22 protein-coding genes, 1 pseudogene and 1 riboswitch are annotated in these 26063 nt (G+C 72.1%); of the genes and pseudogenes, 9 read left to right on the forward strand and 14 right to left on the reverse strand.

The window, feature by feature from the left end:
* Positions 1 to 44 precede the first annotated feature (44 nt).
* On the forward strand, positions 45 to 908 hold the full coding sequence (gene sigJ, locus AB0J72_RS47185; RefSeq protein ID WP_363412261.1) for an RNA polymerase sigma factor SigJ: 864 nt from the start codon (positions 45 to 47) through the stop codon (positions 906 to 908).
* Here sigJ and AB0J72_RS47190 read toward each other — a convergent pair.
* On the reverse strand, positions 891 to 1385 hold the full coding sequence (locus tag AB0J72_RS47190) for a DUF402 domain-containing protein (RefSeq protein WP_363412263.1): 495 nt from the start codon (positions 1383 to 1385) through the stop codon (positions 891 to 893). The two genes, sigJ and AB0J72_RS47190, sit on opposite strands and share 18 nt — an antisense overlap.
* Before the next feature lie 131 nt (positions 1386 to 1516).
* On the opposite strand from AB0J72_RS47190, the gene AB0J72_RS47195 reads away from it, so the two are divergent.
* Positions 1517 to 3502 (forward strand): ATP-dependent DNA helicase, encoded by a 1986-nt coding sequence (locus AB0J72_RS47195; RefSeq protein WP_363412296.1) that lies wholly within the window; start codon positions 1517 to 1519, stop codon positions 3500 to 3502.
* A 1560-nt stretch (positions 3503 to 5062) separates the two neighbouring features.
* On the opposite strand, the gene AB0J72_RS47200 is transcribed toward AB0J72_RS47195, so the two are convergent.
* Positions 5063 to 6316, reverse strand: a complete 1254-nt coding sequence (locus tag AB0J72_RS47200) for an AI-2E family transporter (protein WP_363412265.1) — start codon at positions 6314 to 6316, stop codon at positions 5063 to 5065.
* A 146-nt stretch (positions 6317 to 6462) separates the two neighbouring features.
* Between AB0J72_RS47200 and AB0J72_RS47205 the strand changes: the two genes are divergently transcribed.
* A complete protein-coding gene (locus AB0J72_RS47205) occupies positions 6463 to 6792 on the forward strand; it encodes a co-chaperone GroES (RefSeq protein WP_344511622.1) in 330 nt (109 codons plus the stop codon).
* Here the strand turns inward: AB0J72_RS47205 and AB0J72_RS47210 are convergent.
* Positions 6783 to 8231, reverse strand: a complete 1449-nt coding sequence (locus AB0J72_RS47210) for a PrsW family intramembrane metalloprotease (protein WP_363412267.1) — start codon at positions 8229 to 8231, stop codon at positions 6783 to 6785. The genes AB0J72_RS47205 and AB0J72_RS47210 overlap by 10 nt on opposite strands.
* A gap of 302 nt (positions 8232 to 8533) precedes the next feature.
* Positions 8534 to 8651: riboswitch (SAM riboswitch) on the forward strand.
* 12 nt (positions 8652 to 8663) lie between these two features.
* Between AB0J72_RS47210 and AB0J72_RS47215 the strand changes: the two genes are divergently transcribed.
* The gene (locus AB0J72_RS47215) at positions 8664 to 9857 is read left to right on the forward strand and encodes an aminotransferase class V-fold PLP-dependent enzyme (protein ID WP_363412269.1); all 1194 of its coding nucleotides are present in this window, start codon (positions 8664 to 8666) and stop codon (positions 9855 to 9857) included.
* Between the two features lie 125 nt (positions 9858 to 9982).
* Here the strand turns inward: AB0J72_RS47215 and ligD (AB0J72_RS47220) are convergent, their stop codons facing one another.
* Together ligD (AB0J72_RS47220) and ligD (AB0J72_RS47225) are read right to left on the reverse strand one after the other, a co-directional pair.
* Entirely contained in the window at positions 9983 to 10849 is an 867-nt protein-coding gene (gene ligD / locus AB0J72_RS47220) for a non-homologous end-joining DNA ligase (RefSeq protein ID WP_363412271.1), read from the reverse strand.
* Positions 10842 to 11831 carry a non-homologous end-joining DNA ligase gene (ligD, locus tag AB0J72_RS47225; RefSeq protein ID WP_363412273.1) on the reverse strand — a complete coding sequence of 330 codons (990 nt, stop codon included), beginning with the start codon at positions 11829 to 11831 and terminating at the stop codon, positions 10842 to 10844. The genes ligD (AB0J72_RS47220) and ligD (AB0J72_RS47225) overlap by 8 nt, the downstream gene beginning before the upstream one ends.
* Before the next feature lie 98 nt (positions 11832 to 11929).
* Here ligD (AB0J72_RS47225) and AB0J72_RS47230 point away from each other — a divergent pair, with 98 nt between their 5' ends.
* Positions 11930 to 12880, forward strand: coding sequence for a Ku protein (locus tag AB0J72_RS47230; protein WP_363412275.1), 951 nt, complete (start codon positions 11930 to 11932; stop codon positions 12878 to 12880).
* Here AB0J72_RS47230 and AB0J72_RS47235 read toward each other — a convergent pair.
* The 5 genes from AB0J72_RS47235 to AB0J72_RS47255 all read right to left on the reverse strand — a co-directional run bounded on the left by AB0J72_RS47235 (position 12877) and on the right by AB0J72_RS47255 (position 17616).
* A complete protein-coding gene (locus AB0J72_RS47235) occupies positions 12877 to 13344 on the reverse strand; it encodes a hypothetical protein (protein ID WP_363412277.1) in 468 nt (155 codons plus the stop codon). The two genes, AB0J72_RS47230 and AB0J72_RS47235, sit on opposite strands and share 4 nt — an antisense overlap.
* Complete coding sequence (locus AB0J72_RS47240; protein WP_360567224.1) at positions 13341 to 14978, reverse strand: fatty acid--CoA ligase; 1638 nt, start codon at positions 14976 to 14978, stop codon at positions 13341 to 13343. The genes AB0J72_RS47235 and AB0J72_RS47240 overlap by 4 nt, the downstream gene beginning before the upstream one ends.
* Before the next feature lie 74 nt (positions 14979 to 15052).
* Positions 15053 to 16612, reverse strand: a complete 1560-nt coding sequence (locus tag AB0J72_RS47245; protein WP_363412279.1) for an MDR family MFS transporter — start codon at positions 16610 to 16612, stop codon at positions 15053 to 15055.
* Positions 16609 to 17094 (reverse strand): MarR family transcriptional regulator, encoded by a 486-nt coding sequence (locus AB0J72_RS47250; protein WP_363412281.1) that lies wholly within the window; start codon positions 17092 to 17094, stop codon positions 16609 to 16611. The genes AB0J72_RS47245 and AB0J72_RS47250 overlap by 4 nt, the downstream gene beginning before the upstream one ends.
* 132 nt (positions 17095 to 17226) lie before the next feature.
* Positions 17227 to 17616, reverse strand: coding sequence for a winged helix-turn-helix domain-containing protein (locus tag AB0J72_RS47255; RefSeq protein ID WP_344511454.1), 390 nt, complete (start codon positions 17614 to 17616; stop codon positions 17227 to 17229).
* A gap of 205 nt (positions 17617 to 17821) precedes the next feature.
* Between AB0J72_RS47255 and AB0J72_RS47260 the strand changes: the two genes are divergently transcribed.
* On the forward strand, positions 17822 to 18067 hold the full coding sequence (locus AB0J72_RS47260; RefSeq protein ID WP_363412283.1) for a hypothetical protein: 246 nt from the start codon (positions 17822 to 17824) through the stop codon (positions 18065 to 18067).
* Between the two features lie 833 nt (positions 18068 to 18900).
* On the opposite strand, the gene AB0J72_RS47265 is transcribed toward AB0J72_RS47260, so the two are convergent.
* Positions 18901 to 20487 (reverse strand): hypothetical protein, encoded by a 1587-nt coding sequence (locus tag AB0J72_RS47265; RefSeq protein ID WP_363412285.1) that lies wholly within the window; start codon positions 20485 to 20487, stop codon positions 18901 to 18903.
* Between the two features lie 237 nt (positions 20488 to 20724).
* On the opposite strand from AB0J72_RS47265, the gene ricT reads away from it, so the two are divergent.
* Positions 20725 to 21558, forward strand: coding sequence for a regulatory iron-sulfur-containing complex subunit RicT (gene ricT, locus AB0J72_RS47270; protein WP_363412287.1), 834 nt, complete (start codon positions 20725 to 20727; stop codon positions 21556 to 21558).
* A 57-nt stretch (positions 21559 to 21615) separates the two neighbouring features.
* Here the strand turns inward: ricT and AB0J72_RS47275 are convergent, their stop codons facing one another.
* The gene (locus tag AB0J72_RS47275) at positions 21616 to 22059 is read right to left on the reverse strand and encodes a cellulose binding domain-containing protein (RefSeq protein WP_363412298.1); all 444 of its coding nucleotides are present in this window, start codon (positions 22057 to 22059) and stop codon (positions 21616 to 21618) included.
* A 39-nt stretch (positions 22060 to 22098) separates the two neighbouring features.
* A pseudogene (locus AB0J72_RS47280) lies at positions 22099 to 23931 on the reverse strand (cellulase family glycosylhydrolase); the annotation flags it as partial.
* Positions 23932 to 24114: 183 nt separating this feature from the next.
* Between AB0J72_RS47280 and AB0J72_RS47285 the strand changes: the two are divergent.
* Together AB0J72_RS47285 and AB0J72_RS47290 are read left to right on the forward strand one after the other, a co-directional pair.
* Positions 24115 to 24711, forward strand: coding sequence for a response regulator transcription factor (locus AB0J72_RS47285; RefSeq protein ID WP_354901100.1), 597 nt, complete (start codon positions 24115 to 24117; stop codon positions 24709 to 24711).
* A gap of 130 nt (positions 24712 to 24841) precedes the next feature.
* The gene (locus tag AB0J72_RS47290; protein WP_344511440.1) at positions 24842 to 25462 is read left to right on the forward strand and encodes a LuxR C-terminal-related transcriptional regulator; all 621 of its coding nucleotides are present in this window, start codon (positions 24842 to 24844) and stop codon (positions 25460 to 25462) included.
* Here the strand turns inward: AB0J72_RS47290 and AB0J72_RS47295 are convergent.
* On the reverse strand, positions 25434 to 26063 hold a 630-nt coding region (locus AB0J72_RS47295; RefSeq protein WP_363412290.1), incomplete at its 5' end, for a cellulose binding domain-containing protein. The two genes, AB0J72_RS47290 and AB0J72_RS47295, sit on opposite strands and share 29 nt — an antisense overlap.

Here is a 26063-nt window from a genome sequence, read left to right on the forward strand (position 1 = left end):
CATATCGCCCGGGTGGTAAACGCCCTGCTTGAATGGGTGTCGTGGTGGATCAGTTCAGCGCGCACCGTGACCATCTCTTCGGCGTGGCGTACCGGATGCTCGGCAGCCGGGCCGATGCCGAGGACGTCGTGCAGGATGCCTGGCTGCGGTACGCCGGGGCGGACACCTCCGGGGTCACCGACCTGCGGGCCTGGCTGACCACCGTCACCGGGCGGCTGTGCCTCGACCAGCTGCGGGCCGCGAAGGTGCGCCGGGAGGCGTACGTCGGGCCGTGGCTGCCTTCGCCGCTGGTGGAGCGTCTCCCCGACCCGGCGCAGGTCGACCCCGGCGAGCGGGTGTCCTTCCGCGACAGCGTGAGCATGGCGCTGCTGCTGGTGCTCGACGCGTTGACGCCCGAGCAGCGGGTGGCGTTCGTGCTGCACGACGTGTTCGCGGTGCCGTTCGCGGAGGTGGCGGCGACCCTCGGTACAACACCCGAGAACGCCAGGCAGTTGGCCTCCCGCGCGCGAAAGGCGGTCGCCGACGGGGAGCACCGCCACACGACGGACCGGGCGCTGCAGGCTTCGGTGCTGACCGCCTTCACCGCGGCGGCGGCCGGCGGGGACATCGAGGCGCTGCTCAAGTTGCTCGCCCCGGACGTGGTCGCCTTCGGCGACGGCGGCGGCGTCGTGTCCGCGGCCCGGCGGCCGATCCTCGGGGCGTCCGACGTGGCCCGCTTCGTGCTGGGCCTGTACCGGCGCACTGCCGACGTGTCGATCGAGGTCGCGCTGGTCAACGGCGACCTGGGGTTGGTGGTGTCCTTCGGCGGGGCCGTCGCGGTCGCCGGCTTCGGGATCAGCCCGTCGGGGCTCATCACCGGGCTCTACAACCAGCTCAACCCCGCGAAGCTGTCACTGGACGAGTTCTAGCCAGTCGCGGTACTTGTCGCCGAACGGCTCGACGCGCTGCGAGACGGCGCCGAAGAGCCAGTCGGCGCTGGCCTGCGCCTCGGTGATCACGTCGGCCGGGTAGGCGTACTTGACCTGGTGCGCGGCGAACTCGTCCTCGTCGAGCAGCTCGACCGCGCCCGTGCGCCGGCGCCGGACGTCGAGGTCCAGGTCGATCATTGTGACCTCCGTCTCCTCCACCCAATGGGGGACGGTGGTGATGTCGCAGTAGATCTCGGTGCGGTGCGGTGCCGCGTTGAAGCACGCGGTCCACCAGGCCTGGCGCGGGAAGAGCAGCACGTGCGGCGCCTCGACCGGGCCGGTCCTCGTCGGTCCGCGGTGCACGATCGTGCCGGTGTCGGCGCCGACCCAGATGCCGTGGTCGTCCTCGCCGAGGATCCTGGTCTCGTAGTTCCAGTGCAGTGAACCGTCGAACTTGCGGTAGACCACCTTTGGCATGCGCCCACAGTACTGATCGTGTTGGTGCCCGCGGGTTTCTGTCGTACCGAGGCGGTAGCTTCTTGGTCGTGACTGCCACGCTTGCCACCACTGATCTGCTCTCCGCTGCCGTCGGTGCCGTGCCCGGCGGCATGGAGCGGCCCGGGCAGCAGCAGATGGCCGAGGCGATCGCCGCGGCCGCCTCGAGTGAGGAGCACCTGCTCGTCCAGGCCGGCACCGGCACCGGCAAGTCCCTGGCCTATCTCGTGCCGTCCCTGCTGGTCGACGGCCCCGTCGTGGTGTCCACCGCCACGCTCGCGCTGCAGTCACAGCTCGTCGAGCACGACCTGCCCCGGCTCGCCGACGCGGTGGAGCCGCTGCTGCGCCGGCGGCCGACCTTCGCCGTGCTCAAGGGCCGGCACCACTATGTCTGCCTGGCGCGGCTGGAGGGCACCTCCGCCGACGAGCCCGACGACGCGCTCTTCGACGTCGGCGAGGCCCGGCCGACCCGCTGGCTCGGCGAGGCGGGGCGGATCGGCAAGCACATCGAGCGCCTCCGCGACTGGGCGATGGAGACCGAGACCGGCGACCGCGACGAGCTCGACCCGGGCGTCGACGACTCCGCCTGGAAGCTGGTCTCGATGCCCGCCCGCGAGTGCGTCGGGGCGGCCCGCTGCCCGTATGGGTCGGAGTGCTTCGCCGAGGCCTCCCGCGCCCGCGCCCGCGAGGCCGACATCGTCGTCACCAACCACAGCCTCCTCGCCGTCGACATGCTCAGCGGCCGCATGATCATCCCGCCGCACAAGCTCCTCGTCGTCGACGAGGCGCACGAGCTCGCCGACCGGGTCAGCTCCGCCTCGCAGGCCGAGCTGACCCCCGAGCTGCTGGAGCGCGCCGCCCGCCGCTGCCGCCCCTATGTCGACGACGACGTCGCCGACCGGCTCATGGAGGCCGGCGACACGCTCACCGTCGCGCTCGCCGACGCCCCCGCGGGTCGCATCACCGACGGCCTGCCCACCACCCTCGGCGAGGCGCTCACGCTCCTCGACGGCGGCGGCCGCAAGGCGATCGACGCGATCGGCGAGGTCAAGGCCGACGACGCCGACCCCGTCCGCAAGCAGCAGGCCAAGACCATGGTCGCCGACCTCACCAAGATCGCCCAGCGCATCCTCTCCGACTCCGAGCACGACGTCACCTGGATCGAGCGCGACGACCGCGGCCGCCGCGCGGTGGTCGTCGCCCCCCTCTCGGTCGCCGGCACGCTCAACACGCACCTGTTCCACGAGCGCACCGTCGTCGCGACCTCGGCCACCCTGGCGCTCGGCGGGCAGTTCGACACCGTGGCCCGCTCGCTGGGCCTGCCTGTCCCTATTGCCGTCCCCGCCCAGCCCGCAGGGCTCTCCGCGGGCGAGGCAGCCCGCGAGGCGGTGGTGCGCGCCTCCGCCGCGCGCGACGAGGCCGACCTGGCGTGGAGCTCGCTCGACGTCGGCTCCCCGTTCGACTATGCCAAGCAGGGCATCCTCTATGTCGCCGCGCATCTGCCCCGCCCGCAGACCTCCGGCCTGTCCGAGCCCGCGGCCAACGAGATGGTCGAGCTCGTCCAGTCCCTGGGCGGCCGCGCCCTCGGCCTCTTCTCCTCCCGCAAGGCCGCCGAGCGCGCCGCCGAGGTCCTCCGCGCCCGCGCCCCCGGCATCACGATCCTCCTGCAGGGCGAGGAGGCTCTGCCGATCCTCGTCCGCAAGTTCCGCACCGACCGCAACAGCTGCCTGCTCGGCGTCATGTCCCTCTGGCAGGGCGTCGACGTGCCGGGCGACGCCTGCCAGCTCGTCATCATCGACCGCCTCCCCTTCCCCCGCCCCGACGAGCCCCTCGCCGCCGCCCGCTCCGCGGCCGTCGACTCCGCCGGCGGCTCGGGCTTCGCCGCCGTCAGCGTCCCGATCGCCGCGGTCCGCCTGGCCCAGGGCGTCGGCCGCCTGATCCGAGCCCGCACCGACAAGGGCGTCGTGGCCGTCCTCGACTCCCGCCTGGAGACGGCCCGCAGCTACGGCCCATACCTGCGCGCCTCCCTCCCCCCGTTCTGGTACACCACAAAGCCCGACGTCGTCCGCGCCGCCCTCCGCCGCCTGTCCACCACCTGACGCGCCCGCTCGGCCCTCGCCTCCACACGGACCGCGCCGCGTTCGCCAGTCCCCACTCAGCCCCCGGCAGCGGTCACATCGGCCACCGCGCCGGAGCTGTCCCGCCCTGCCGCCTGTCCCCGCCTGGCTGCCCGCTCCGTCCCTGCCCGTCGCGGATCGCACCACCTTCGTCGGCCGCCGGCCCGCGACCCATCCAGGTCCGGTAAGTCGACCCTGCTGCGCCCCCGACAGCGGCCACGTCCGCCACCGCGCCGGACCTGCCTCGCTTCCCGGGTCGGCCCACGTCCCGCCCGACTGCCGTCCAACCATCGCCGCTGCCGTCGCGTCGCTCGACACCAGCCCGAGCCCAGCGACACCGCCCGCCGCACGACACCCACCACCGGCCAACGCCACTGCCCGATCGACGTGCCGGCCCGGTCGAGCGACACCGCCCATCGCGCCTCAGCCGGCCACCGGCCATCACCGCCGTGCCGACCGACACAGCGCCGATCGACACCAGCCGAGCCAAGAGCCTGCCCAGCCGCCCTTCTGTGCCGGTGCTTGCCGGTGTTCTGCTCAGAGTCGGTGACCAGCGGTGTGGCGATCGTGCGGCGCCTTGGGTCGACCCGCTGGTCTGAAGACCGAGAACTGCTGATTGCGGCGGCAGGCACCACGCTCGCGGCGCACTTCTCCCGCCGCTGGCTTGATCCAAGGACAGGACTGGCTGCCGGCACGACCAGAGCTGGACTTCGATCACCGCGTCGACCGAAGCCGACCGCACGACATCCTCATCCCACCACCGGCCAGCGCCACCGCACCGGTCGACGTGCTGAGCAGGTCCAGCGACACCGCCGGCCGCACGGCACCCCTCATCTCACCGCCGGCCCCACGCACCGACCGATACCAGCCAAGTCCATCGACACCGTCATCCCACTGCCCGGCACCGTCATCCCCGCCACCAGCCAGCACCGCCACGCCGACTTACACAGCGGCTACCGGCACACCAGCAAAGTCCAGCAACAACACCGCCCGCCGCGGCGCTACCTCACCCCAGTACCGGCCCGCGCCGCCGCGCGGACAGGCACAGCGCCGGTCGACGCACAGTCGGGTCCGGCAGCACGGCGAGCCCGGCGGCACTCTCAGGCCGCTGCCAGCGGCGGCGCGGCGATCTACACGACAGCCGAGGCCGACGACGCGACGATCGCGCGGCACCAGCGGCACACCGCCGGCATGAAGACCGCGGATCGTCGATTGCCCGGCCGCAGGCATCACGCTCGCAGTCCCTCTTCCCGCCGCCGCTGGCTTGATCGAAGGACAGACGTGGCCGTCGGCGCGACCAGCGCGAGCCTTCGATCACCACGCCGCCGGCACTGCGGCACCGTCGGCACAGCGGCGTTGCCGCATCGACCCAGTGGATGCCGCCCGCCGCAGTGGTGTGGGCGGGTGCGGCCACCCGAACCGCCCGCTGCCGGTTTGATCCAAGGACGGACCTGGCCGTCGGCGTGACCAGAGCGAGCCTTCGATCGCCACGGCGGCCCGGCACCGCGTTGGCGTCGCAGCGTCGGGGGCGGGGAGCGGGGGTCAGTCTGCGGAGATGATGACCGAGTCGGGGGGTGGTTCGTGGCGGTGTTGGACCAGGTGGCGGATGCCGGTGTTGAGGACGGCTACGAGGGGGACGGCTACCAGGGCGCCGATGATGCCGGCCAGGACGACGCCCGTTGAGATGGCGACGATGACGGCCAAGGGGTGGACGGAGACGGCGCGGCCCATGATGAGGGGCTGGAGGACGTGGCCTTCGAGTTGTTGGACGGCGATGACGCCGATGAGGACGACCAGGGCGCTGATCGGGCCTTCGTCGACGAGGGCGACGAGGACGGCGACGGCGCCTGAGACGGTGGCGCCGACGATGGGGACGAAGGCGGCCAGGAACACCATTGTCGCCAGGGGGAACCAGAAGTCCACGTCGATGATGACGAGGAGCAGGCCGATGCCGAGGGCGTCGATGAAGGCGACCAGCACCGTCGCGCGGACGTAGGCGACCAGGGTGCGCCAGGCGGCCTCGCCGGCGCGGCGGATGGGGTCGCGGGCGGGGGTGGGCAGGACGCCGGTGAGGAAGAGCCAGATGCGGTGGCCGTCGCGCATGAAGAAGAACGTGACGAAGAGCACCAGCAGGAGCAGCGCGAAGAACTCGATGGTGGCGGTGGCGGTGGAGACGGCGCTGTCGGTGAGGCTGCCGCGGTTGTCCTTGAGCCAGTTGGTGGCGGCGTCGAAGGTGGCGTCGAGCTGGCTGCCGTTGAGGTGCAGCGGGCCGGTGGTGAGCCAGTCCTGGATCTGGTTGACGCCGGCCGAGGCCTTGTCGGCCAGGTTGGGGAAGCCGTCGACGAACTCGGTGATGACCAGGGTGAGCACGCCCGCGACGGCGGCGAGGCCGGTGACGAGCACCAGGAACGCGGCCAGGGACGGCGGGAGCTTCACGCGGCGGCGCAGGAACTCCATCATCGGCGCGAGCAGGGCGGACAGCAGCAGGGCGATGCTCAGCGGGATGAGCACCGTGTCGAGCCGGCTGACCAGCCAGAGCAGGACGGCGAGGGCCGCCACGAGGACCAGCAGACGCCACGACCAGGCGGCGGCGAGCCGCAGGCCGCGCGGGATCTCGGCGTCGTCGCGGCTCATCGTCGACGAGTGGATCACGTCGGGCTCGGCCGGCGGAGGAGGCGGCGGCACCTCAGCCTCAGCCTCTTCCGCGGCGATCGCCTCGCGTTCGAGGCGGGCGTTTTCGAGGCGCTGCTCGTACGCCCGCCGGAGGTTGGCGCGCACCTGATCGAACCGGCCCACGAAACCCCCTGTGATTGCCTGCGAACCGACCGGACGCTTCACCGTAGTCCGGGTCCCGCGGCGATCGCACGTACCCAGGCGGTAGCGTCGCAACCGTGACAGCCCAGCCAGCCGCCGGTTACCCGCCGGCCACCACCCCGCCCGTCGTGTCCGATGTGGAAGGGGGCCTGCCGATCCGGTTGCTGCACGACCGGGTCCTCGTCCGGCTCGAAGGGGCCGAGGGCGAGCGCCGGCACGCGTCCGGCATCGTGATCCCGGCCACGGCGTCGGTGGGGCGGCGCCTGTCGTGGGCCACCGCCGTCGGGGTGGGGCCCAACGTACGGTCGATCGTGGCCGGCGACAGGGTGCTGTTCGACCCGGAGGACCGCTCCGAGGTGGAGCTGCAGGGCCGCGACTATGTGCTGCTGCGTGAGCGGGACGTGCACGCCGTCGCGGCGCGGCGGGTCGAGCCGGACTCGACGGGGCTCTACCTGTAGGGATAGGGGTACGGGTATCCGGCGTACATCGGCGGCGGGGGCGGCGGCGGCACGACGACCGGGACGGGCACGACCGGGGTGGGCGGAGCGGCGAGCACCCGGACCATCCCGTCCGGGAAGGTGATGTGGTACCTGCTGCCGTCCCACACCGCCATGGGTGCCTGCGGATCGCGCCCGACGAAGACCTGCCGGTAGGCGGCGAGCGCCGTCAGCAGCTGGCGCTCCTCGGCGAGGGCCTCCATCCGGCGGGCCGGCGTGTTGTCCAGGCCGCGGCGCATGCCGTCGCGGAGCAGGGCGAGCTTCGTCGCGTCGAACTGGAAGGCTTTCATCGCCTTGGCACCCGGGTCGCCGGCGACCCGCTTGGCCCACCGGCGGGCGGACAGCCGCCTGCCGAGCGTGCCGAGCGACGCCACCTCCGGCGGGGAGAGCCAGCCGGCCCGCGCGTACTCGGTGAGCATCCGCTCGGTCAGCCTGCCCTCGGCCGCACGCTGCCACAGCGCGAAGCCGACCATGCAGAGGAAGATCGGCATCATGACGGAGAAGTAGCCGTACAGCAGGATGATCGGCTTCGCGGCGGCGATCACCGACATGAGGTTCCACGAGCCGTGCAGCAGCATCGCGAGCAGCAGGCCGGCGAGGGGGGCGAGCCACTTGACCGCCTTCGTCGAGCTGCGCGACGCGGTGCCGAGCCCGATCGCGGTCATCGACGTGAAGAGCGGGTGCGCGAACCCGGTCATCAGGATGCGCACGATGAAGATGCCGACGAGCGCCGCCGCGCCCTTCACCGCGCCGCCGTGCTCGGCGGTGTCGGCGTAGCCCTTGTACCCGAGGTACAGGATGTTCTCCACCATCGCGAACCCGGTCGCGGACAGCCCGCAGTAGACGATGCCGTCGATCAGGCCGGAGAACGCCCGGGGGCGGCGCCACAGCAGCAGGACCGGCCCGAGGGCCTTCATGCTCTCCTCGATGAACGGCGCGACCACGACCGCCACGATCGCGTCCGACAGGCCGAGCTTGTCGGCGAGCACCCCGCTGGCGGTGTTGACCACGAGCGCGACGCCGGTGGCCACGCACGCGCCCCAGCCGAAGACGAAGACGAGATAGCGGACGGGCTCCGGCTCGTACCGGTCGAGCCACAGGAAACAGGAGACCAGCAGCGGCACCGGGATGACGGCCGCGCCGACGCCGATGACGAGGGCGGTCCATCCGCCGCTGAAGCCGAAGAACGCCAGCAGCGCGACGCCGCACGCCGCGATGCCGCCCATGACGCCGATGAGCGTCCAGAGGCGGCGGCGGTCGGAGCGCTTGGCGGGCGGCGCGGCGGCCAGGGCGAGGGCCGCGGTCGGGTAGCGCTGCTCCCCGGTGTCGGGGGCGGCGTCCTCCGTCACGTTGGGCACGACGTCGGCGCCGGCCGCGTCCCACCCTTGCGGCGCGGCCATACCGGCGGCCGGCCCGGCCGTACCACCAGCTCCGCCTGAAGCACCGCCGGAAGCACCGCCGGAAGGGCCGGCCGATGCGTCAGGCCCCTTGTCCAGAGCAACCGGACCGCCGCTCGACGGGGCCGGTGCTGGGCTCGGAGCCGCCCAGGGTGACCGTTCCTCGGGCGCGGCAGAGGCGGCCGCCGGTCGTACATCACCCGACGACGGCGACAAGCTGGCGTCACGGCTACCCGGATCCTGGGGCGTCCCAGTCGGCGGGAGATCGGTCATGGGCCAACCATATCCGCGCTACGGTGAGAGCAGGTCATGAGTGCCAGCGCTAAAGCCCCGGCTTGCTGGCCGGCAACCCTCGCGTTCGCGGCGGGGTGCCCCGGGTGATGACACGGTCCGGCACGCGGTGTGTCCGGGCAAGCGCGAGCGGAGGACTCTGCCATGTCCACGATCCTGTCCCCCGGTGACGTGAAGCTGCGCGACGGCCGCAGCGTCGACTTCGCCAACCTCGACATCGCCGCGACCGCCCCGTGCCTGCGGGTGGTCGCCGACGCGGTCGCCGAGCTCCTGCCGTTCTACGGCAGCGTCCACCGCGGCGCCGGCACACTCTCGGAGCGGTGCACGCGGGAGTACGAGCAGGCCAGAGAGACCGTCGCGGACTTCGTCGGCTGCCGCGACGGCGACACGGTCGTCTTCACCCGCAACACCACCGACGCCCTGAACCTGCTGGCCAGGGCGGTGCCCGCGGGCACGACGGTGCTCACGTTCGACGGGGAGCACCACGCCAACCTGCTGCCGTGGCAGCAGAGCCTCCACCTGGACGCGCCGCGCTCGCCGCAGGAGGCGGTGGAGTCGCTGGAGTGGGCGCTGCGCCGGCAGCGGTGCGGCCTGGTGAGCGTCACGGCGGCGAGCAACGTAACCGGCGAGGTGTGGCCGGTGGCGGCGCTCGCCGAGGTGGCGCACCGCCACGGGGCCCGGCTGGCGGTCGACGCGGCGCAGCTCGCCCCGCACGCCCCGGTCGACCTGACCGCGCTGGGCGCCGACTACGTGGCGTTCTCCGGGCACAAGCTCTACGCGCCGTTCGGGGCCGGGGTGCTGGCCGGGCGGGCGGACTGGCTGGACGCCGCCGAGCCGTACCTGGCCGGGGGCGGCGCGAGCGCCAACGTCGGCGACGACCTCGACGTCCGGTGGGCGACCGGGCCGGCGCGGCACGAGGCCGGCACGCCCAACCTGCTCGGCGCCGTCGCGATCGCGGCCGCGTGCCGGGCGCTCGCCGCCGCCGACCACTCCGCGGAGCGGGCCCTGGTGGCGCGGCTGCGGGCGGGCCTGGCGCGGCTGCCGCACGTGGAGGAGCTGCGGCTGTTCGGGGCGGACGCGGAGCGGGTCGGCATCGTGTCGTTCGCGGTGCTGGGCGAGGACCCCGGCGCGCTGGCCACGACGCTCGGCCGGGACCACGGGATCGGGGTGCGGACGGGGCTGTTCTGCGCGCATCCGCTGACCCGGCGGCTGCTGTCGGAGGCGACGTCGAGGATCGCCCCGTCGGCGCCGGTGCCGCCCCAGGCGGTGCGGGCCAGCTTCGGCCTCGGCACCACGGAGGCCCACATCGACCGCCTCCTGGACGCCCTGCACCGCTGAGCCACCCGGCCCACCGCCACGATCCCACGCGGCGCCCGCGGCGCGCCGCCGTAATCCCGCACGGTGCCGGCGGCGCGCCGCCACTACCCCGCGCGGTGCCGGTAGCGCACCGGCACCGCACCGGGTCACGACCCGGCGGTGACGCGGTCCAGCACGACGGAAGGGGTGAGGTCGGCGATGGTCAGCGTGCCCTCGGCGACCTCGTCCCAGGTCAGCGGCGCCGAGACCGTCGGCAGGGCGCCCGCGCGCAACGAGAACGGCGCGACCGTCGTCTTGAAGGCGTTGTTCTGACTCCAGTCGATGAAGACCTTCCCCGGGCGGAGCTGCCTCGCCATCCGGGCCACGATCAGGTCGGGCCGGAGGCGGGCGAGCTCCTCGGCGACGTCCTTGACGTACGCGCTGATCTCGTCGGCGGTCTCCTCGCCGGACAGCTCGGCGGTCAGCTGCATGCCCTTGCGGCCGGAGGTCTTGGCGGCGGGCTCCAGGCCGTCGGCGGCGAGCCGGTCCCGGACCAGCAGGGCCACCTCGTAACAGTCGGCGAGCGTGGCCGGCGGGCCGGGGTCGAGGTCGATGACGAGCAGGTCGGGGTTGAGCGGCGAGCCGTCGGCGGCGACGCGCCACTGGGGGGTGTGCAGCTCGAGCGCGGCGAGGTTCGCCAGCCAGACCAGCGTGGCCAGCTCCTCGACGACGATGAAGTCGATGGTCTCGCGGCCGCGGCTGGAGCCGGGCACCGGCAGCCGGACGGTGCGGACCCAGTCGGGGGTGCCGGCCGGCGCGTTCTTCTCGAAGAAACTGTTGCCGTCGACCCCGTTGGGGTAGCGGATGCGGGTCAGGGGCCGGCCGGCGAGGTGCGGCAGGAGAACCGGCGCGATGCGGGTGTAGTAGTCGATGACCTCGCCCTTGGTGTAGCCGACCTGCGGGTACAGGACCTTGTCGAGGTTGGTCAGGTCGAGGTGCCGCCCCTCGACCTCGACCCGGACCTTGTCAGGCATCGACGCCGCCCGGGGAGGAAGCGACGTCCGAGGAGGAAGCGACGTCCGAGGAGGAAGCGACGTCCGCGGGGGTGAGGTCCGGCCGGAGGCGCAGGAAGCGCGGGAAGCGGAGCCGGCCGTCCCGCGTACGGTGGCTGAACTTCACCTCCACCACCAGCGTCGGCGTGACCCAGGTCGCGCCGCGGGCGTCCTCGCGGGGCACGGTGCCGGCGAAGGGCGGCTGCGGCACCGACAGGTCACGCAGCGCGTCCAGCAGGGCGCGCTCGGCCGCGTTGGAGATCCCCCCGCCGACCCGGCCGCTGAAGGCGAGCAGCCCACCGGCCGCCGGCACCCCGACGAGCAGGGCGCCGAGGGCGCGCTTGCCGGGCCGCCAGCCGCCGACGACGAACTCGCAGCTCTCCTCCAGCTTGACCTTCACCCAGTCCGGCGAGCGGAGGCCGGGGTGGTAGTGCGAGCCGGTCCGCTTCGCCACCACGCCTTCGAGGGCGTTGTCGCGGCTGGCGGCGACGGTCGCCGGGCCGTCGTCGAAGCACGGCGGGATCACGGCGCGCGCCCCCAGCGCGAGCCCTTCGAGGATGCGGCGGCGGCTGGTGTACGGCGATGCGAGCACGTCCTTGCCCGCGGCCCTCAGCACGTCGAACGCCAGGTAGGACACGGGCAACGCGACCGCCAGCCGCGCGGCCCGGGCCGGCTCGCGGACGTGCATCCGCTCGGCCAGCAGCTGAAAGGACGGCCGGCCGGCCTCGTCCATGGTGACGACCTCGCCGTCGAGGACGGTGTCGTCGAGGCCCTCGCCGATCGCCGCGAGCTCCGGATAGGCGGCGGTCACCTCGACCCCGCTGCGCGCGTAGAGGCGGGTGACGCCGCCGGTGACGACGGCGATCGCCCGGATGCCGTCCCACTTGAACTCATACGACCAGCCCGGCCCGGTCGGAAGCGGGCCGGTCGAGGCGAGCATCGGTGCGGGCGGCCCGGTCCCCATCACCCCACGATAGTTCGCCGCCGACTTCCTCGCGTGGAGGTCGATTCGATGCGAAGCTGGTGTTCCGAGGTCAACACGCTGCGGAAAGGGATCCCCTAATGCGCGCGATCTGGAAAGGCGCGGTCTCCTTCGGGCTCGTGTCGATCGCCGTCCGCCTGTATTCGGCGACAGAAGAGAAGGACATCCGCTTCAACCAGGTGCACCGCGACGACGGCGGCCGGATCAAGTACAAGCGGGTGTGCTCGATCGACGGCGAGGAGGTCGCGTACGACGACATCGCCAAGGGGTACGACCTCGGCGGCGGCGAGATGGTGATCCTCACCGACGATGACTTCGCCGACCTGCCCCTGACCACGAGCAGGGCGATCGAGGTGCTGGAGTTCGTGCCGGCCGAGCAGGTCGACCCGATCCTCTACAACAAGGCGTACTACCTGGAGCCGGACAAGACGGCCGCGAAGCCCTACGCGCTGCTGCGCGACGCGCTCACCAACACGGAGCGGGTCGCGATCGTCAAGGTCGCGCTGCGGCAGCGGGAGCAGCTGGCGACGCTGCGGGTCCGCGAGGAGGTGCTGGTCCTCAACACGATGCTGTGGCCCGACGAGATCCGGGCGGCGAAGTTCGACATCCTCGACGAGGACGTGTCGGCGCGCCCGGCGGAGCTGGCGATGGCCGGCTCCCTGATCGAGTCGATGGCCGCGGACTTCGACCCGTCGACGTACACGGACAACTACCGCGAGGCGCTGCAGGAGGTCATCGACGCGAAGGTGGCCGGCCGGGAGGTCGTCCAGCCGGAGGAGACCGAGGAGGCGCCGGCCGCGGCGGTCGACCTGATGGCGGCGCTGCGGGCGTCCGTGGAGCGGGCGAAGGCGGCGCGCGGCGAGCCGGCCCCGGCACCCGCGAAGAAGGCCGTGAAGACCGCCGCCGCGAAGGACGACGACGTGGCCGAGGCGACCCCGATCAAGCGGGCCCCGGCGAAGAAGGCGCCCGCGGCGAAGAAGGCGACGCCCGCGAAGAAGGTCACCCCGGCGAAGGCGAGGAAGTCCGCCTAGCTGGTGGTACGGGTGAAGTAGACCGTCGAGGAGGCCCTGTCGAGCAGCAGGTCGGTGCCGTCGACCCGCAGCCATGCGGCGCCGGCGGGCGCGAAGGGGCGGAGGTCCTCCGGTACAGCCGGAGCCTCCGCCGCCGTGGTCGCCGGCAGCGCCTGGGCCCGCTCCGCGGTCAGCACCGCGAACCCGTCCATCGTGTAGTCCATCGGCCCGATCTCGGGGCAGGACCGCGCCCTGGCCTCGTGCTCCTGCCAGTGGACCTGCTGGATCGGCGCGAGCTGCGGCCACTGCTGCTCGATGCGGGTCGTCGAGGTGATGATCCCGGTCTTCGTGGGCTTGTCGAGCTCGTCGCAGCCGGCGAGTCCCGGCACCAGGTCACTCAGTGCCAGGACCACGCCACAGGCCGCGATCACGCAGGCGAGGACGGCGCCGGAGACGACAAGCGCGATCTTCGCCGTACGGTTCACCCGTTGATCTGTACCACCTCGAGGCCGCCATCCGCATAGTCGGCGCGGACGCGCTTCTTGTCGAACTTGCCGACGCTCGTCTTCGGCACCGCCTCGATGAACGACCAGCGCTCCGGCAGCTGCCACCGCGCCACCTTGTCGCCGAGGAAGTCGCGCAGCGTCCCGGCGTCGGCGCTCGCGCCCTCCCTGAGCACGATCGTGGCCAGGGGCCGCTCGCCCCACTTGTCGTCCGGCACGCCGACGACGCACGCCTCGAGCACGGCGGGGTGCGCCATGAGCGCGTTCTCCAGGTCGACGGAGCTGATCCACTCGCCGCCGGACTTGATCACGTCCTTGGCGCGGTCGGTGAGCGTCAGGTAGCCGTTGGGCGAGAGGGTGCCGACGTCACCGGTACGCAGCCAGCCGTCCTCGAACTTGTCGGGGTCGGGGCCGTCCTCGCCGATGTACTGCGCGGTGATCCACGGCCCGCGGACCTGCAGCTCCCCCACGGCCGTGCCGTCGTTGGGCATGACCTCGCCGGTGGGCCCGACGATGCGGCCCTCGACCCCGGCCGGGAGCCTGCCCTGGGTGTACCGGTAGGCCCACGCCTCGGCGCCGTCGACGCCGGAGGGCTCCCGGGCGACGGAGCCGAGCGGCGACATCTCCGTCATGCCCCAGGCGTGGATGACCTCGATGCCGTGCCGCTCGGAGTACGCGTGCATCAGCGCCGGCGGGCAGGCCGAGCCGCCGATGACGACCTCCTTGAGCGACGAGGTGTCGGTCGGGTTGGCGTCCAGGTACGCGAGCAGGTCGGTGAAGATCGTCGGCACGGCGCCGGCGAACGTCGGCTTCTCCGTGGCGATCATCTGCGCGAGCGGGGCCGCCTGCAGGAAACGGTCGGGCATGATCAGCGAGGCGCCGCTCATCATCGCCGCGTACGGCAGGCCCCACGCCATCGCGTGGAACATCGGCACGATGCACAGGTCGCGCACCTTCGGCCCGAGCCCGAAGCTCTCCGCCATGCAGACCTCCATCGAGTGGAGATAGATGGAGCGGTGCGAGTAGGCGACGCCCTTCGGGTTGCCCGTGGTGCCGCTGGTGTAGCAGAGCGCGGCGGCGTCGTGCTCGTCGACGGCGGGCCAGTCGTACGTGTCGGGCTTGCCGTCCAGCAGCGCGTCCCAGCGGTGGACCTCGACGCCGTCCTTGCTCAGCTTCGACGCGTCGCCGTCGCCGACGACCACGATGTGGCGGATCGTGGTCAGGTGCGGCAGCACGCCGGCGAGCAGCGGGATCAGCGTCGAGTCGACGATGACGACCCGGTCCTCGGCGTGGTTGGCGATGTAGATCAGCTGCTCGGGGAAGAGCCGCAGGTTGAGCGTGTGCAGCACGGCGCCCATGCTCGGCACCGCCAGGTACGCGATCAGATGCTCGGCGTTGTTCCACATGAGCGTGCCGACGCGCTCGTCGCCGGTGACCCCGAGGTCGTCGTGGAGGGCGTGGGCGAGACGGGCGGCCTGGCGGCCGACCTCCGCGTATGACGTGTGCCTGCCGTCGGCGCCGGTCCAGGTGACCACCTCGGAGTCGCCGTGGACGGTGGCCCCGTGCTGCAGAATTCGGGAGATCAGGAGGGGTGTCTGCATCATCGTGCTGCGCATGTACTGCACGCTAATGTGCGGTGGCTCACAACGGAACCCCGGAGCTACTGATGAGTAGCTCCGGGGTTCCTGTGTCAGAACGCGGCGGCCTTGGCTTCCATCTCGGCCGCGGCTTCCTCGCTGTCGGTCTGCTGCGGCGCCCCGCCCTGCAGCGGCTTGTCCGGCAGCGCGATCGTGATCACCGTGCCGACGAACGCGACGACCGCCGCGGCGAGGAACACCGGGTGCAGCGCGTTGACGAACACGTGCTCGACCGCCTCCAGGACCTGCGGCGGCAGCTTGCGGACCTCGGCCGGCGCGTTGATCGACACGCCCTTCATGCCGCTGTCGCTCATCTGCGCCGCCAGCTTGTTGTTCATGAGCGCGCCGAGCGCGGCGACGCCGACCGAGCCGCCCAGCGACCGGAAGAACGTGGCGGCGCTGGTGCCCGCGCCCATGTCACGCAGGTCGAGCGCGTTCTGCACGGCGAGGATGAGCGGCTGCATGGCCATGCCGAGGCCGACGCCGATCACGGTCATGTAGATGAACGCCTGCCACAGCGGCGTGTCGACCTGCAGCGTCGTGAACAGCAGCAGCCCGGAGCCCATGATCACGGTGCCGGCGACCGGGAACCACTTGTACCGGCCGATCCCGCTGATGATCCGCCCGGCGACGATCGAGGTCACGATGACGCCCGCCATCATCGGCAGCATCAGCAGGCCCGAGCGCGTCGGCGAGGCGCCCTTGACGATCTGCAGGTACAGCGGGACGTAGATGATCGAGCCGAACATCGCGAACCCGAGGATGAAGGTCGCGGTGTTGGCGAGGGAGAACGTCGCCCGCTTGAACAGGCGCAGCGGCAGGATCGGCTCCTCGGCGCGGCCCTCGGCGACGATGAACAGCGCGGTCAGCACCGCACCGCCGGCCAGCAGGCCGAGGATGGTGGGCGAACCCCACGCGTACTCGTTGCCGCCCCACGACAGCGCGAGCAGCCAGGCGCTGACCGCCGCGACCATGAGCGTGGCGCCCAGGTAGTCGATCTTGTGGTCCCGCCGGGTGTGCGGGACGAGGCGCAGCACCCGGCTGCACACGAACAGCGCGAACACGCCCAGCGGCACGTTGATGTAGAAGATCCAGCGCCAGTCCGTCTCGGCGAAGTAGCCGCCGACGAGCGGGCCGGCCACCGAGGAGATGCCGAACACGGCGCCGAAGAGCCCCTGGTACCGGGCACGCTCCCGCGGCGCGACGACGTCGGACACGATGGTGAACGCGAGCGTCATGAGACCGCCGGCGCCGATGCCCTGCAGGGCGCGCGTGGCGATCAGCTGGGTCATGTCCTGCGACAGGCCGGCCAGCAGCGAACCGACCAGGAACGTCGAGATCGCGAACAGCAGGACCGGGCGGCGGCCGTACAGGTCGCTGATCTTGCCGTACAGCGGGGTCGACGCGGTCGAGGCGAGCAGGTACGCCGTCACGACCCACGAGTAGTGGTCGAGCCCGCCGAGGTCACCGACGATGGTCGGCAACGCGGTGCCCACGATGGTCTGGTCGAGCGCGGCCAGCAGCATCCCGGTCATGAGACCACCCATCAGCAGCATGATCTGCCGATGGGCGAGTTGCGGCCGGGCCTGTTCCGGCGGCGCGACGGTGGTCATCGAGCGTCCCTTTCGGAGCTTGTTCCTGGCAGCTTCTCGGCCAGCGTCTGGTTCAGTTGCGTGAAGAGGGCGGCGAAGATCTGCCGCTCCTCGGGCGTCCACCCGGCGAGCAGCTCCTGCCACATGGCGAGCCAACGGGCCTTGTTCTCCGCGAAGACTTCGCGGCCGACGTCGGTGACCTCCACCAGGCTGGCGCGGCGGTCGGTCGGGTCCGTCGCGCGACGCACCAGCCCCGCCGACTCCAGCGCGCCGACCTGCCGGCTGACCGTGGACAGGTCCAGCGCGACCTCGGTGGCGAGCGCCGACAACCGGAACGGCCCGTCGACCGCGATCCGGCTCAGCAGCACGTACGCGGGGCGCTCCAGCCCACGGCCCGCGTCACTCCACTTGAGCGTGGCGAACAAGCGCTCGGAGAGGCGGATGAACCGCCCCACCTGCCGCCCGATGGCGGCGTGCTCGGCCAGCTCGGCGTCGTCGTCCACGGATCCTCGTCCCTGCGTCGCGATACTTGCTTGCCACAAGCATCGGTTCGCGGGGCGGGGTTCACCAACTCAATAACGGGTGATCCGCGTTACGGCCGGCCTTGCTTCAGTGCCGGTTTTGCGTTATTCGCGCTATTCTCGGCCGAATTCGAAGCGGTCCGCGGGGAACGACTTGTCGCCGACGACCAGGACGGGCACGCCGTCGCCGAGACCGTGCTCCTTCTTCTCCTGCGGGGTGGGCATGCGGGCCCAGACGACCTCGCCCTGGTGCAGCCAGATCCGCTCCCGCGGCGCGTTGGACCGCACGCGGCTGCGGTAGCCGCGCTTGCTCTCCACGAGCCCTTCGCCGCGCAGGTACGCCATGGCGTCGCGAATCGTGTCGCGGCCGACGTCGTACTCCTCGGCGAGGTACTTCTCCGAGGGCAACAGGCTCCCCGGGGCCATCTCACCGCTGTTGATCTTCTGTCGGATCGCGTCCGCGACCTGCAGATAGAGAGCCAGGCCGGAACTCCGGGAGATCATGACCGCGACCATATGAAGGTCTATCGGCGGGAGATATTGTGGCCTTATGGCCATTGGGCTACTATCTGAGTCAGGCGCGGGGCCGGGCTGGGCGGTCCGGTTCCGCGCCACCAGATCAGGGGTGCGGCGCCGTTACCACGACGCTGCGAGCCGCACGGCGCCGTACCCCACCTTCATGTGCGCAGCCGACCAATCGGAGCCAGCCATGGACGACGACGACCTCTTCCCCATCGTCACCCTCGACCTGCGCGCCATCCGCGCCGTCCTCACCGAGGACGAAGGCGACCTGATCCTCCTGGTCGACGACGGCGACGTGCAGATCGAGTTCAGCTCCGGCATCTGCGGCACCTGGGAGCAGGCCATCCTGGGCGCCGAACGCGTCGCCACCGCGGCCACCGACTTCGCCGCCGAACTCCGCCGCGCCCACACCCCGACCCCCCTTGCCGCCTGACCCACCGGTTGCCTGTGCACCGGACTGGTACCCCAGAACTCCCTGATCACCAGTCCGCTGCAGAAGCAACCGATGGGCGTCACAGTCCAGCGTCGTCCGCCGACCCGACCGCCCGTGATCCAAGGACAGCGGTGGCCGCCAGGACAGCCACCACGCGACTTCGATCACAAGACGAACGCAGGCGAGGCGGCACGAGGCGGAAACGAGACGCAGGCGCGGAAGGCACCGCGCTCCGCCGCGCCCACACCCCGACCACCCTCGCCGCCCGACCCACCCAATCGCCTGTGCACCGGACTGGCTTCCCCCAGCGCCACGGTCCAACTGATCCGTCTGCCCGACCTGCCCCGTGATCCAAGGACAGCAGCGGCCGCCCGGACGACCACCACACGACTTCGATCACGCCAACCGCAGCCCCAACCGACCCACAGAGAAACCGCGACGGCAGGGGCCCGTCCGCGGTCAGCGTGCAACTAGGACAGCCAACCCGAATTGCCCGAATCCCTCGGCCAAGCACCCGGCCAGCATGATCGAAGGACGACCCTGGCCGCCCGGACAGCCACCACGCGACTTCGATCACAAGAAGGAGAACGCGAGCGGGGCAGGGGACGCGCGGCAGATGCGGCGCGCGTGCGCGGAAGCCGCCGCCCCCGCGCCGAAGGCGCGCAACAAGCGCAGCGTGGCTGGCGGTGCGAGCGCAGCGAGCATTGGGGTGCGGGTGAGAATCCCCGCCGGGACCCGCCGCGCAGCGGTGGGGCGGAAGCACAGACAGCGCCGCCCGGGCAGCGGGCTCGCCGGGGAAGGGCGGGCGGCGCTGCACGGGCGGCGAAGGGGTCTCAGGCGGCCCTGCGGCGGGCCAGGATCTGCAGGAGGCGGCCACCCACGACGAGGAGGACGCCGCCGCCGAGCATCAGGGCCACGTTGTTGCCGGTGACCGGGAGGCCGCCGCCGGCCTGGCCGCCGCCGGTGCCGCCGCCGCCAGTACCGCCGCCGCCGTTGCCGTAACCGTCGTCGTCATCGTCGTCGTCGGGGCCGTAGCCGCCGTCGGAGTCGTCGCCGGGGCTCTTGGTGGGGGTGCCGGGTGCCTTGGGGGCCGCGGCGGCCGCTTCGAGGGTGCAGATGCCCAGGTCGACGAGGGCGGTCTTGTCGGCGGGGCCGGAGTCGCCGTGGCCGTAGCCGCCGCTGGACTTCCAGGTGTTGCGGGCGATCAGCTGGACGCGGACGGAGGCGGCCTTGGCGTAGACGCCGGTGGAGCTGAACTGCTTCTCGACCGCGCCGAGCTCGACCCGCAGGACCACCACGCCGCGCTTCGCGGGGGCGGTGCTCTCGGTGGAGGCGGCGGCCGGGGCGGCCGTGGAGGAGCCGAGCAGGCCGCCGACGGCGGGGAGGCCGGGCAGGCCGCCGAGCAGGCTGTTGAGGTCGGTGCCGGGCAGGATGGCCGTGGCGCCGCCGACCACGCCGGAGACGGCGGAGGTGATGCCGGTCAGCAGGTCGAGCAGCGGGATGCCGGACAGGATCGGCAGGCCTTCGGTGCGGGCGAGGTCGATGGCGGCCTCGGTGCTCGCGGCGTCGACGGGCACGACCACGTCGACGTGGGACCCGGCGGACGAGACGCGGACCGGGGTCTGGCCGGGGATGGTGACCTCGAGGACGGGGGCGGTGTAGTCGACCGTCTTCTTGCCGCCGGCGAGGACGCGCAGGGTCGGCGGGCTGACGACCCGGACGCCGATGGCGGAGGGCCCGTTGTCGAGCAGCTTGAAGTCGGCGATGCCGCCGGTGGCCGTGGCGGAGGCGGCCGGTCGGCTGGCCGAGGAGTCGACGCCCGCGACCGTGGCGCTCTCGACGGCGTTGATGCGCAGCAGCGCGCGGCCGGCGCGGCCCGGCAGGACGGTGATGCCGGCGAGCTTCGCCTCACCGGCGGCCCGCGGGCCGTCGGCGGTGGTGCAGCGGCCGGCGTTCTTCCAGGACGCCTGGGCGCGCAGGCCGCCGGTGCCGAGCCGCAGCGCGCCGAGGTCGACGCCGGCGACGTTCACGACGTCGGGCTGGTCGTGGGTCGGGGGTGCCTGTTGGTACGCCCTGGGCCCCAGCACCCCCGCGGGCAGGTCGCCGCTGCTGCGCAGGTAGCGGGAGTCGGCGGCGGCGCGCAGGGTCCCGCCGGCGATGCCGGAGTGGGTGGTGGCGACGCGGAGCTCGGGCAGGACCGTGCCGGACAGGCCGGCGGCGCGCAGGTCGACGCGGCCCAGGGCGAGGGTGTTGCTGGCGGCGGTGGCACCGAAGCCCTCTGGGCAGGCCGCGTCGGCCGGTGCCGCAGCCGCGGGCGCCGCGAACGCGACCGGGCTCAGCGCTCCGACGATCGCCGTTGCGGCGAGGGCGGCGAGGGTCCGGGCTGTTTTTGGGCGTGCGGAAGCAACAGGAGACGTCATGCTTGAGGTCCTCCGAGACCGGGAGTACGGGGGTAGCTCGCCGGGGGGCGTGCCACTGCTGCCCCCAACGAGCCCTTTCCGGCCGGAGTTACGGCTCACTTTGCGGGCTCATCCGCACTAGCAACGACGAAGTAGTTGGAATAGCTACGGGGTACACCAAAAGAGTCAAACTGGACTTTTGACCGATAAAGCCGCAGGCCATATGGAACTGGCAGTGGGCCGCGTTACTGTGCACCCATGGGCATGCTGTGCGCGGTGAGCTTCAATCGCTACGGGCGGCTGTTCTACTTCGACCCCGGCGAGCTTCGCCCGGTAGTGGGCGACCGGGTGCTGGTCCCGACGGACGACGGGCCCGAGGTCGCCGAGTGCGTGTGGGCCGCGCAGTGGGTCAGCGAGGAGACCGAGGGCTTCCCCCGGCTCGTCGCCATGGCCGCCGACGCCGACCTGCGCCGCGACGAGCTGCTGCGCAAGCGCAAGGCCGAGGCGAAGGTCGCCGCGAAGAAGCTGATCCGCGATCACGAGCTGCCGATGAAGGTCGTCGCGGTGGACCACGTGCTGGACAGCACCGGCGGGCAGGGCGCGCGGACCACGATCTACTTCACCGCGCCCCATCGGGTGGACTTCCGTTCGCTGGTGCGGGATCTGGGCGCCACCCTGCACTGCCGGGTGGAGCTGCGGCAGCTCTCCGCCCGCGACTCCGCCCGCGTCCAGGGCGGCATCGGCTCGTGCGGGCGCGACCTGTGCTGCGCGACGTTCCTCAACGACTTCGAGCCGGTCACCATCCGGATGGCGAAGGACCAGGACCTGCCGCTCAACCCGCTGCGCATCTCCGGCGCCTGCGGGCGGCTGATGTGTTGCCTCAAGTACGAGCACCCGCTGTACCAGCAGTTCCAGGCCACCGCCCCGGCCGTCGGCACCCGGGTGTCCACGCCGTCGGGCGAGGGCCGGGTCGTCGGGCACAGCGTGCCGCGCGACTCCGTCACCGTGCGGATGGACGCCGACGGGTCCCGCTGCTCCTGCAGCCGGGCCTCCGTGTGCGGATCCCGTCAGGCGTACGAAGAGCGCTACTGAAACCGCCACGGGCGGGTGGCGCGAAACCGCGCCGCCCGCCCGTGACCGGTCAGAACATCAGGCCGGCAGGACACCCCAGGCGAGGGCGCCGCCGATGAACGCCGGCACGGTGGCCGCGTCCGCGAAGGACGTGCCCGCCCCGCGGCTGTAGTCGTTGGCCTCGTTGACCGGCTGCCAGTCGGTGCGGCTGACCCGCAGCTGGATCTCGCCGCTGTTGCCGCCGGGCGCCACGCTGCCACCGGTGAAGGTGACCTCGATGTACGCGTCGGCTCCGTTGACCGCCGACGGCAGGTTCACGACCCGGGTCGCGAGGTTGCCGCAGCCGACGACGGCCCAGTCGCACCAGATGGCGTAGCTGCCGCCGTCGCGGGTGAAGTAGTAGCGGACCGCGACGGTGTTCAGCGCGAGCGGCGCGGTGCCGCCGTTGACGACCTGGAGGCCGGGCTTGATCTCCTGGTCGTTGGTCGGGACGCTGTTGTTGCGGTACTGCACCCGCACCACCCCGGTCGGCGCGGCCTGGGTCTTGCCGCTGACGGCGGCGGAGACCGCGGAGGCGTTGCCGGCCGCGTCGACGGCCCGCACGGTGTAGCTGTACGTGGTGTTCGCCGCCAGCCCGGTGTCCGTGAAGGACGTGGTGGCCGAGGTGCCGACCTTGACGGCGTTGCGGAAGACGTCGTACCCGGCGACGCTGCCGCTGTTGTCCGTCGAGGCGCTCCACGCCAGCGAGACGCTGCTGGTCGTGGTGCCCGTGACGGCCAGCCCGCCCGGCACCGACGGCGGGGTGGTGTCGACCGGCGTGCTCGACGTGGTGGCGGTGCGGGCGGCCGACGCCGCGGACACGTTGCCGGCCGCGTCGAAGGCCCGCACGGTGTAGCTGTACGTGGTGCTCGGCGTCAGGCCGGTGTCCGTGAAGGACGGGGTGGCCGAGGTGCCGACCTTGGTGGCGCCGCGGTAGATGTCGTACCCGGCGACGGTGCCGCTGTTGTCGGTGGACGCGGTCCAGGTCAGCGAGACGCTGGTGCCGGTGGTGCCGGCGACGGTGAGCCCGGTGGGCACCGACGGCGCGACGGTGTCGGAGACGCCGCCGTAGCGGTCGTTGAGGCTCAGGCCGTTGGCGCCGAGCTTGACGTTGTGGTCGAGGCCGACGAACTTGTTCTGGTACTGCCACAACGCGGGCTTCAGCATCGCGTACTTGGCCTCGTCCCACGTCTTCCAGTCGTCCAGCAGCAGGCCGCCGGTGTCGCCGGAGTTGGGGTTGAGCACCCAGAAGGTCTGGCTGATGCGCTTCTCGATGATGGTGTCGCGCAGGGCGTACATCCACTTGTCCTGACGGGCGTCCATGCCGAGCCGGCCGCCCCACTCGCCGACGAGCAGCGGCGCGGTGTTCTCGGTGTGGATGTAGAGCCAGTTCGGCTGCCACACGTCGGTGGTCAGCGACGCCTTGTCGAACGGCTTCTGGAACCACGGCTGCTCGTAGACCAGCGGGCCGTAGTCGTGCGGCGAGTAGACGATGTGGTTGCCCAGGTTGACCGGGTAGTTCTTGACGCCGCGCAGGTTGCCGCCCCACCAGTTGCCGTAGTAGTCGGCCTCGGCGGTGGAGGACCAGTTGGTGCCGTTCTTCGGGAAGATCTCGATGCCCTCGCAGAGGATGAGCATGTTGGGGTTCTTCGCGAGGATCCGGTTGCCGGCGACCTGGCAGGTGTTCTTGAAGTTGTCCTGGTCGGTGGAGTTGTCCCACTTCGCCCGCGGCGACTCCGACCACTTGCCGTGCGGCTCGTTCTTGACGTCGGCCGCGACCAGGGTGTCGTCGTTCTTGTACCGGTCGATCACCCACTCCCAGCCCTGGTAGAACAGCTCGGACGTGATCGAGCCCTTCCACCACACGGGGTAGATGTGGCCGGAGTTGTCGGCCTCGGCGGAGTGCACGTCCAGCATCACCTTGATGCCGTTCTGCTTGCACAGCTGCAGGAAGTAGTCGAAGACCTGCAGCGTGGTCTTGCCGAGCAGCTCGGGGTTGGCGTAGGTGTTGACGCCGCTGGGCACGGCGGCCTGGCCGGCCTTCCACTCCAGCAGCAGCTGGGTCGAGATCGGCACCCGGACGATGTTGATGCCGCGGTCGGCCATCGACTTGGTGATCTCGGTGATGTTGCCGCTCCACAGGCCGTGGAAGACGCGCTCGGTGGCGTTGAAGCCGAACCAGTTGGTGCCGGTCAGCCAGACCTCGTTGCCCTGGCTGTCGACGATCTTGTTGCCGGCGGTGTGCAGCCAGTCCGCGGTGTCGGCGGCGGTGGCGGGGCTCGACGACACGAACGGCGCGAGCGGGACGAGCAGCGCGGCCGCGGCGGCGGCCAGCAACCTGCGATGGAGGCGCATGCTGACGTTCCTTCCAGATGGCGGTCCAGAAACAAAACCGGGGCGCCCCCAGCGTGGCGGCGCGTGGGAGCGCTCCCGGTGACGGGTAGCGTAAGCATGTCGACACCGTCGCGAAACAATGGCGAACATCGTTGGCACGCTTGTCCCGCGGCACGCCGGGACCCGCGCAAGGAGGTCCCGGCATTGACAACAGTCCTCATCGCCGACGACAACAGCGTGGTCAGGGCGGTCGTCAGGGAGATGCTCACCGGTGACATCGCGGTCGTCGCGGAGGCGGCCAACGGCGCCGAGGCGCTCGAGCTGGCCCGCCGGCACCGGCCCGACGTGACGCTGCTCGACCACCGCATGCCGGTCCGCGACGGACTGTCGGTCGTCGGGGCGATCAGCACCCACAGCCGGGTGCTGATGCTGACCCGCAGCGCCGACGACCGCACGGTGCTGGACGCCGTGCGCTCCGGCGCGATCGGGTTCCTGGTGCACGGCCAGTTCGGCCCGGCGGAGCTGCTGCACGCGGTCCGGGCCGTCGCGGGCGGCGAGTCGCACCTGTCGCCGAGCGCCGCGCGGGTGCTGGTCGCCGCCGTGCGCCAGGCGCCGCCGCGGCACGGGCTGTCGCAGCGCGAGGCGGAGGTGATGGACCTGATCGCCCGCGGACTGTCCAATGGGGACATCGCCGCGACCCTGGTCCTTTCATCGAAAACGGTCGAGAACCATGTGAACCGCATCTTCGCCAAGCTCGGCGTCACCAGCCGGGCCGGCGCCATCAGGCGTTGGGACACCTGACTTTCGGGGGACGAGCACCCAAATCCGCTGGGTGCGATCTCCGCGAATCGCTCCTGAGATGCGCAAACGCACCCAGCGGGAGTTTCGGGAAACGTTGCCAACACGCCGCGCCCGTGGTGTCGTGACGGGCATGCGGGTCCTGGTCATCAGCTCCACCGGTAACAGCCTCGCCGAGCTGCTGCGCCCGTGCGCCGGCGCGCTGGACGTGCGCCCGCTGCTGCACGTGCTCAACGGCGGGCGGATCGACGCCGATCTCGTCGTGCTGCACACGCACGCGCCGATCCGCGAGCTGACCGCGCTCGCCACGCTGCCGCCGCCGCGCCCGCCGGTGCTGGTCGTCGCCTTCGCGGTGGTGCCCGGCGACGTGGTGCCGATGCTGCGGGCCGGCGCGCGCAGCCTGCTGGTCGAGGGCCAGTACACCCGGGCGGACCTGCTCGACGCGGCCCGCGCGACCGCCGACGGGCACAGCCGGCTCTCGCCGGTGCCACTGTCCATCGTGGTCGACCACGTGCAGCACCGCACCGCCGACCGGGCGCCGGCGCTGCTGCACCAGCCGCTGACCCGCCGCGAGCACGAGATCATGGAGCTGATCGCGGCCGGCGAGCCCAACGCGGCCATCGCCACGCGCCTCGACCTGGCGGAGAAGACGGTCCGCAACCGGGTCAGCCAGATCTACCTGAAGCTGCGCGTCAACAACCGCACCGAGGCGATCGTGCAGTGGCTCAGCCGCACCGAACGCCGTTCAGGGTGAAGACGGTCGGCGCCGGGTTGGCCCCCTGCCAGGTGCCCTGCAGCCCGAACGTGACGGTGCCGCCCGCGGGCACGGTCGGCTTGACCCCGCCGTCCTCGACGACGACCGCCGGGCCCGTCTGGGTGGCGATCGCGCCCCAGTAGCTGATCAGCTGCTGGCCCGAGGAGTACTCGAACCGCAGCGACCAGCCGTCGATCGTCCGGGTGCCGGTGTTGGTGAGGACCACGTCGGCGACGAAGCCCGGGTTCCACTCGTTGCGTTTCGAATACCGCACCGCGCAGGCGTTCGCGGCGTCGGCCCTGGTGGGCGGTCCGGCGACCGGCGGCGACGGCTGGCCGGAGGTGCCGCCCGGCGAGACCTTCGGCGACTTCGTGACGGCCGGCGCGGCGCCCGGCGACGCCCCGGCCGGCGACCCGGACGGCCCACCGCCCGGCCCGGTGGGCGTCTGTCCACCCGGGACGGACGGCCCGTCACCCGCGGGCAGGGCGCCGGCGGACGCCCCGGCGACGCGCTCACCGGGCGGGTCTTCGGCCCCGCCGAACGGCGGGACCCCGGTGAACGGCAGGATCAGCGCCACCGGCAGGGCCACCGCGGCGGCGCC

This window comes from Dactylosporangium sp. NPDC049742 (assembly GCF_040674675.1).
Classification (GTDB): domain Bacteria; phylum Actinomycetota; class Actinomycetes; order Mycobacteriales; family Micromonosporaceae; genus Dactylosporangium; species Dactylosporangium maewongense.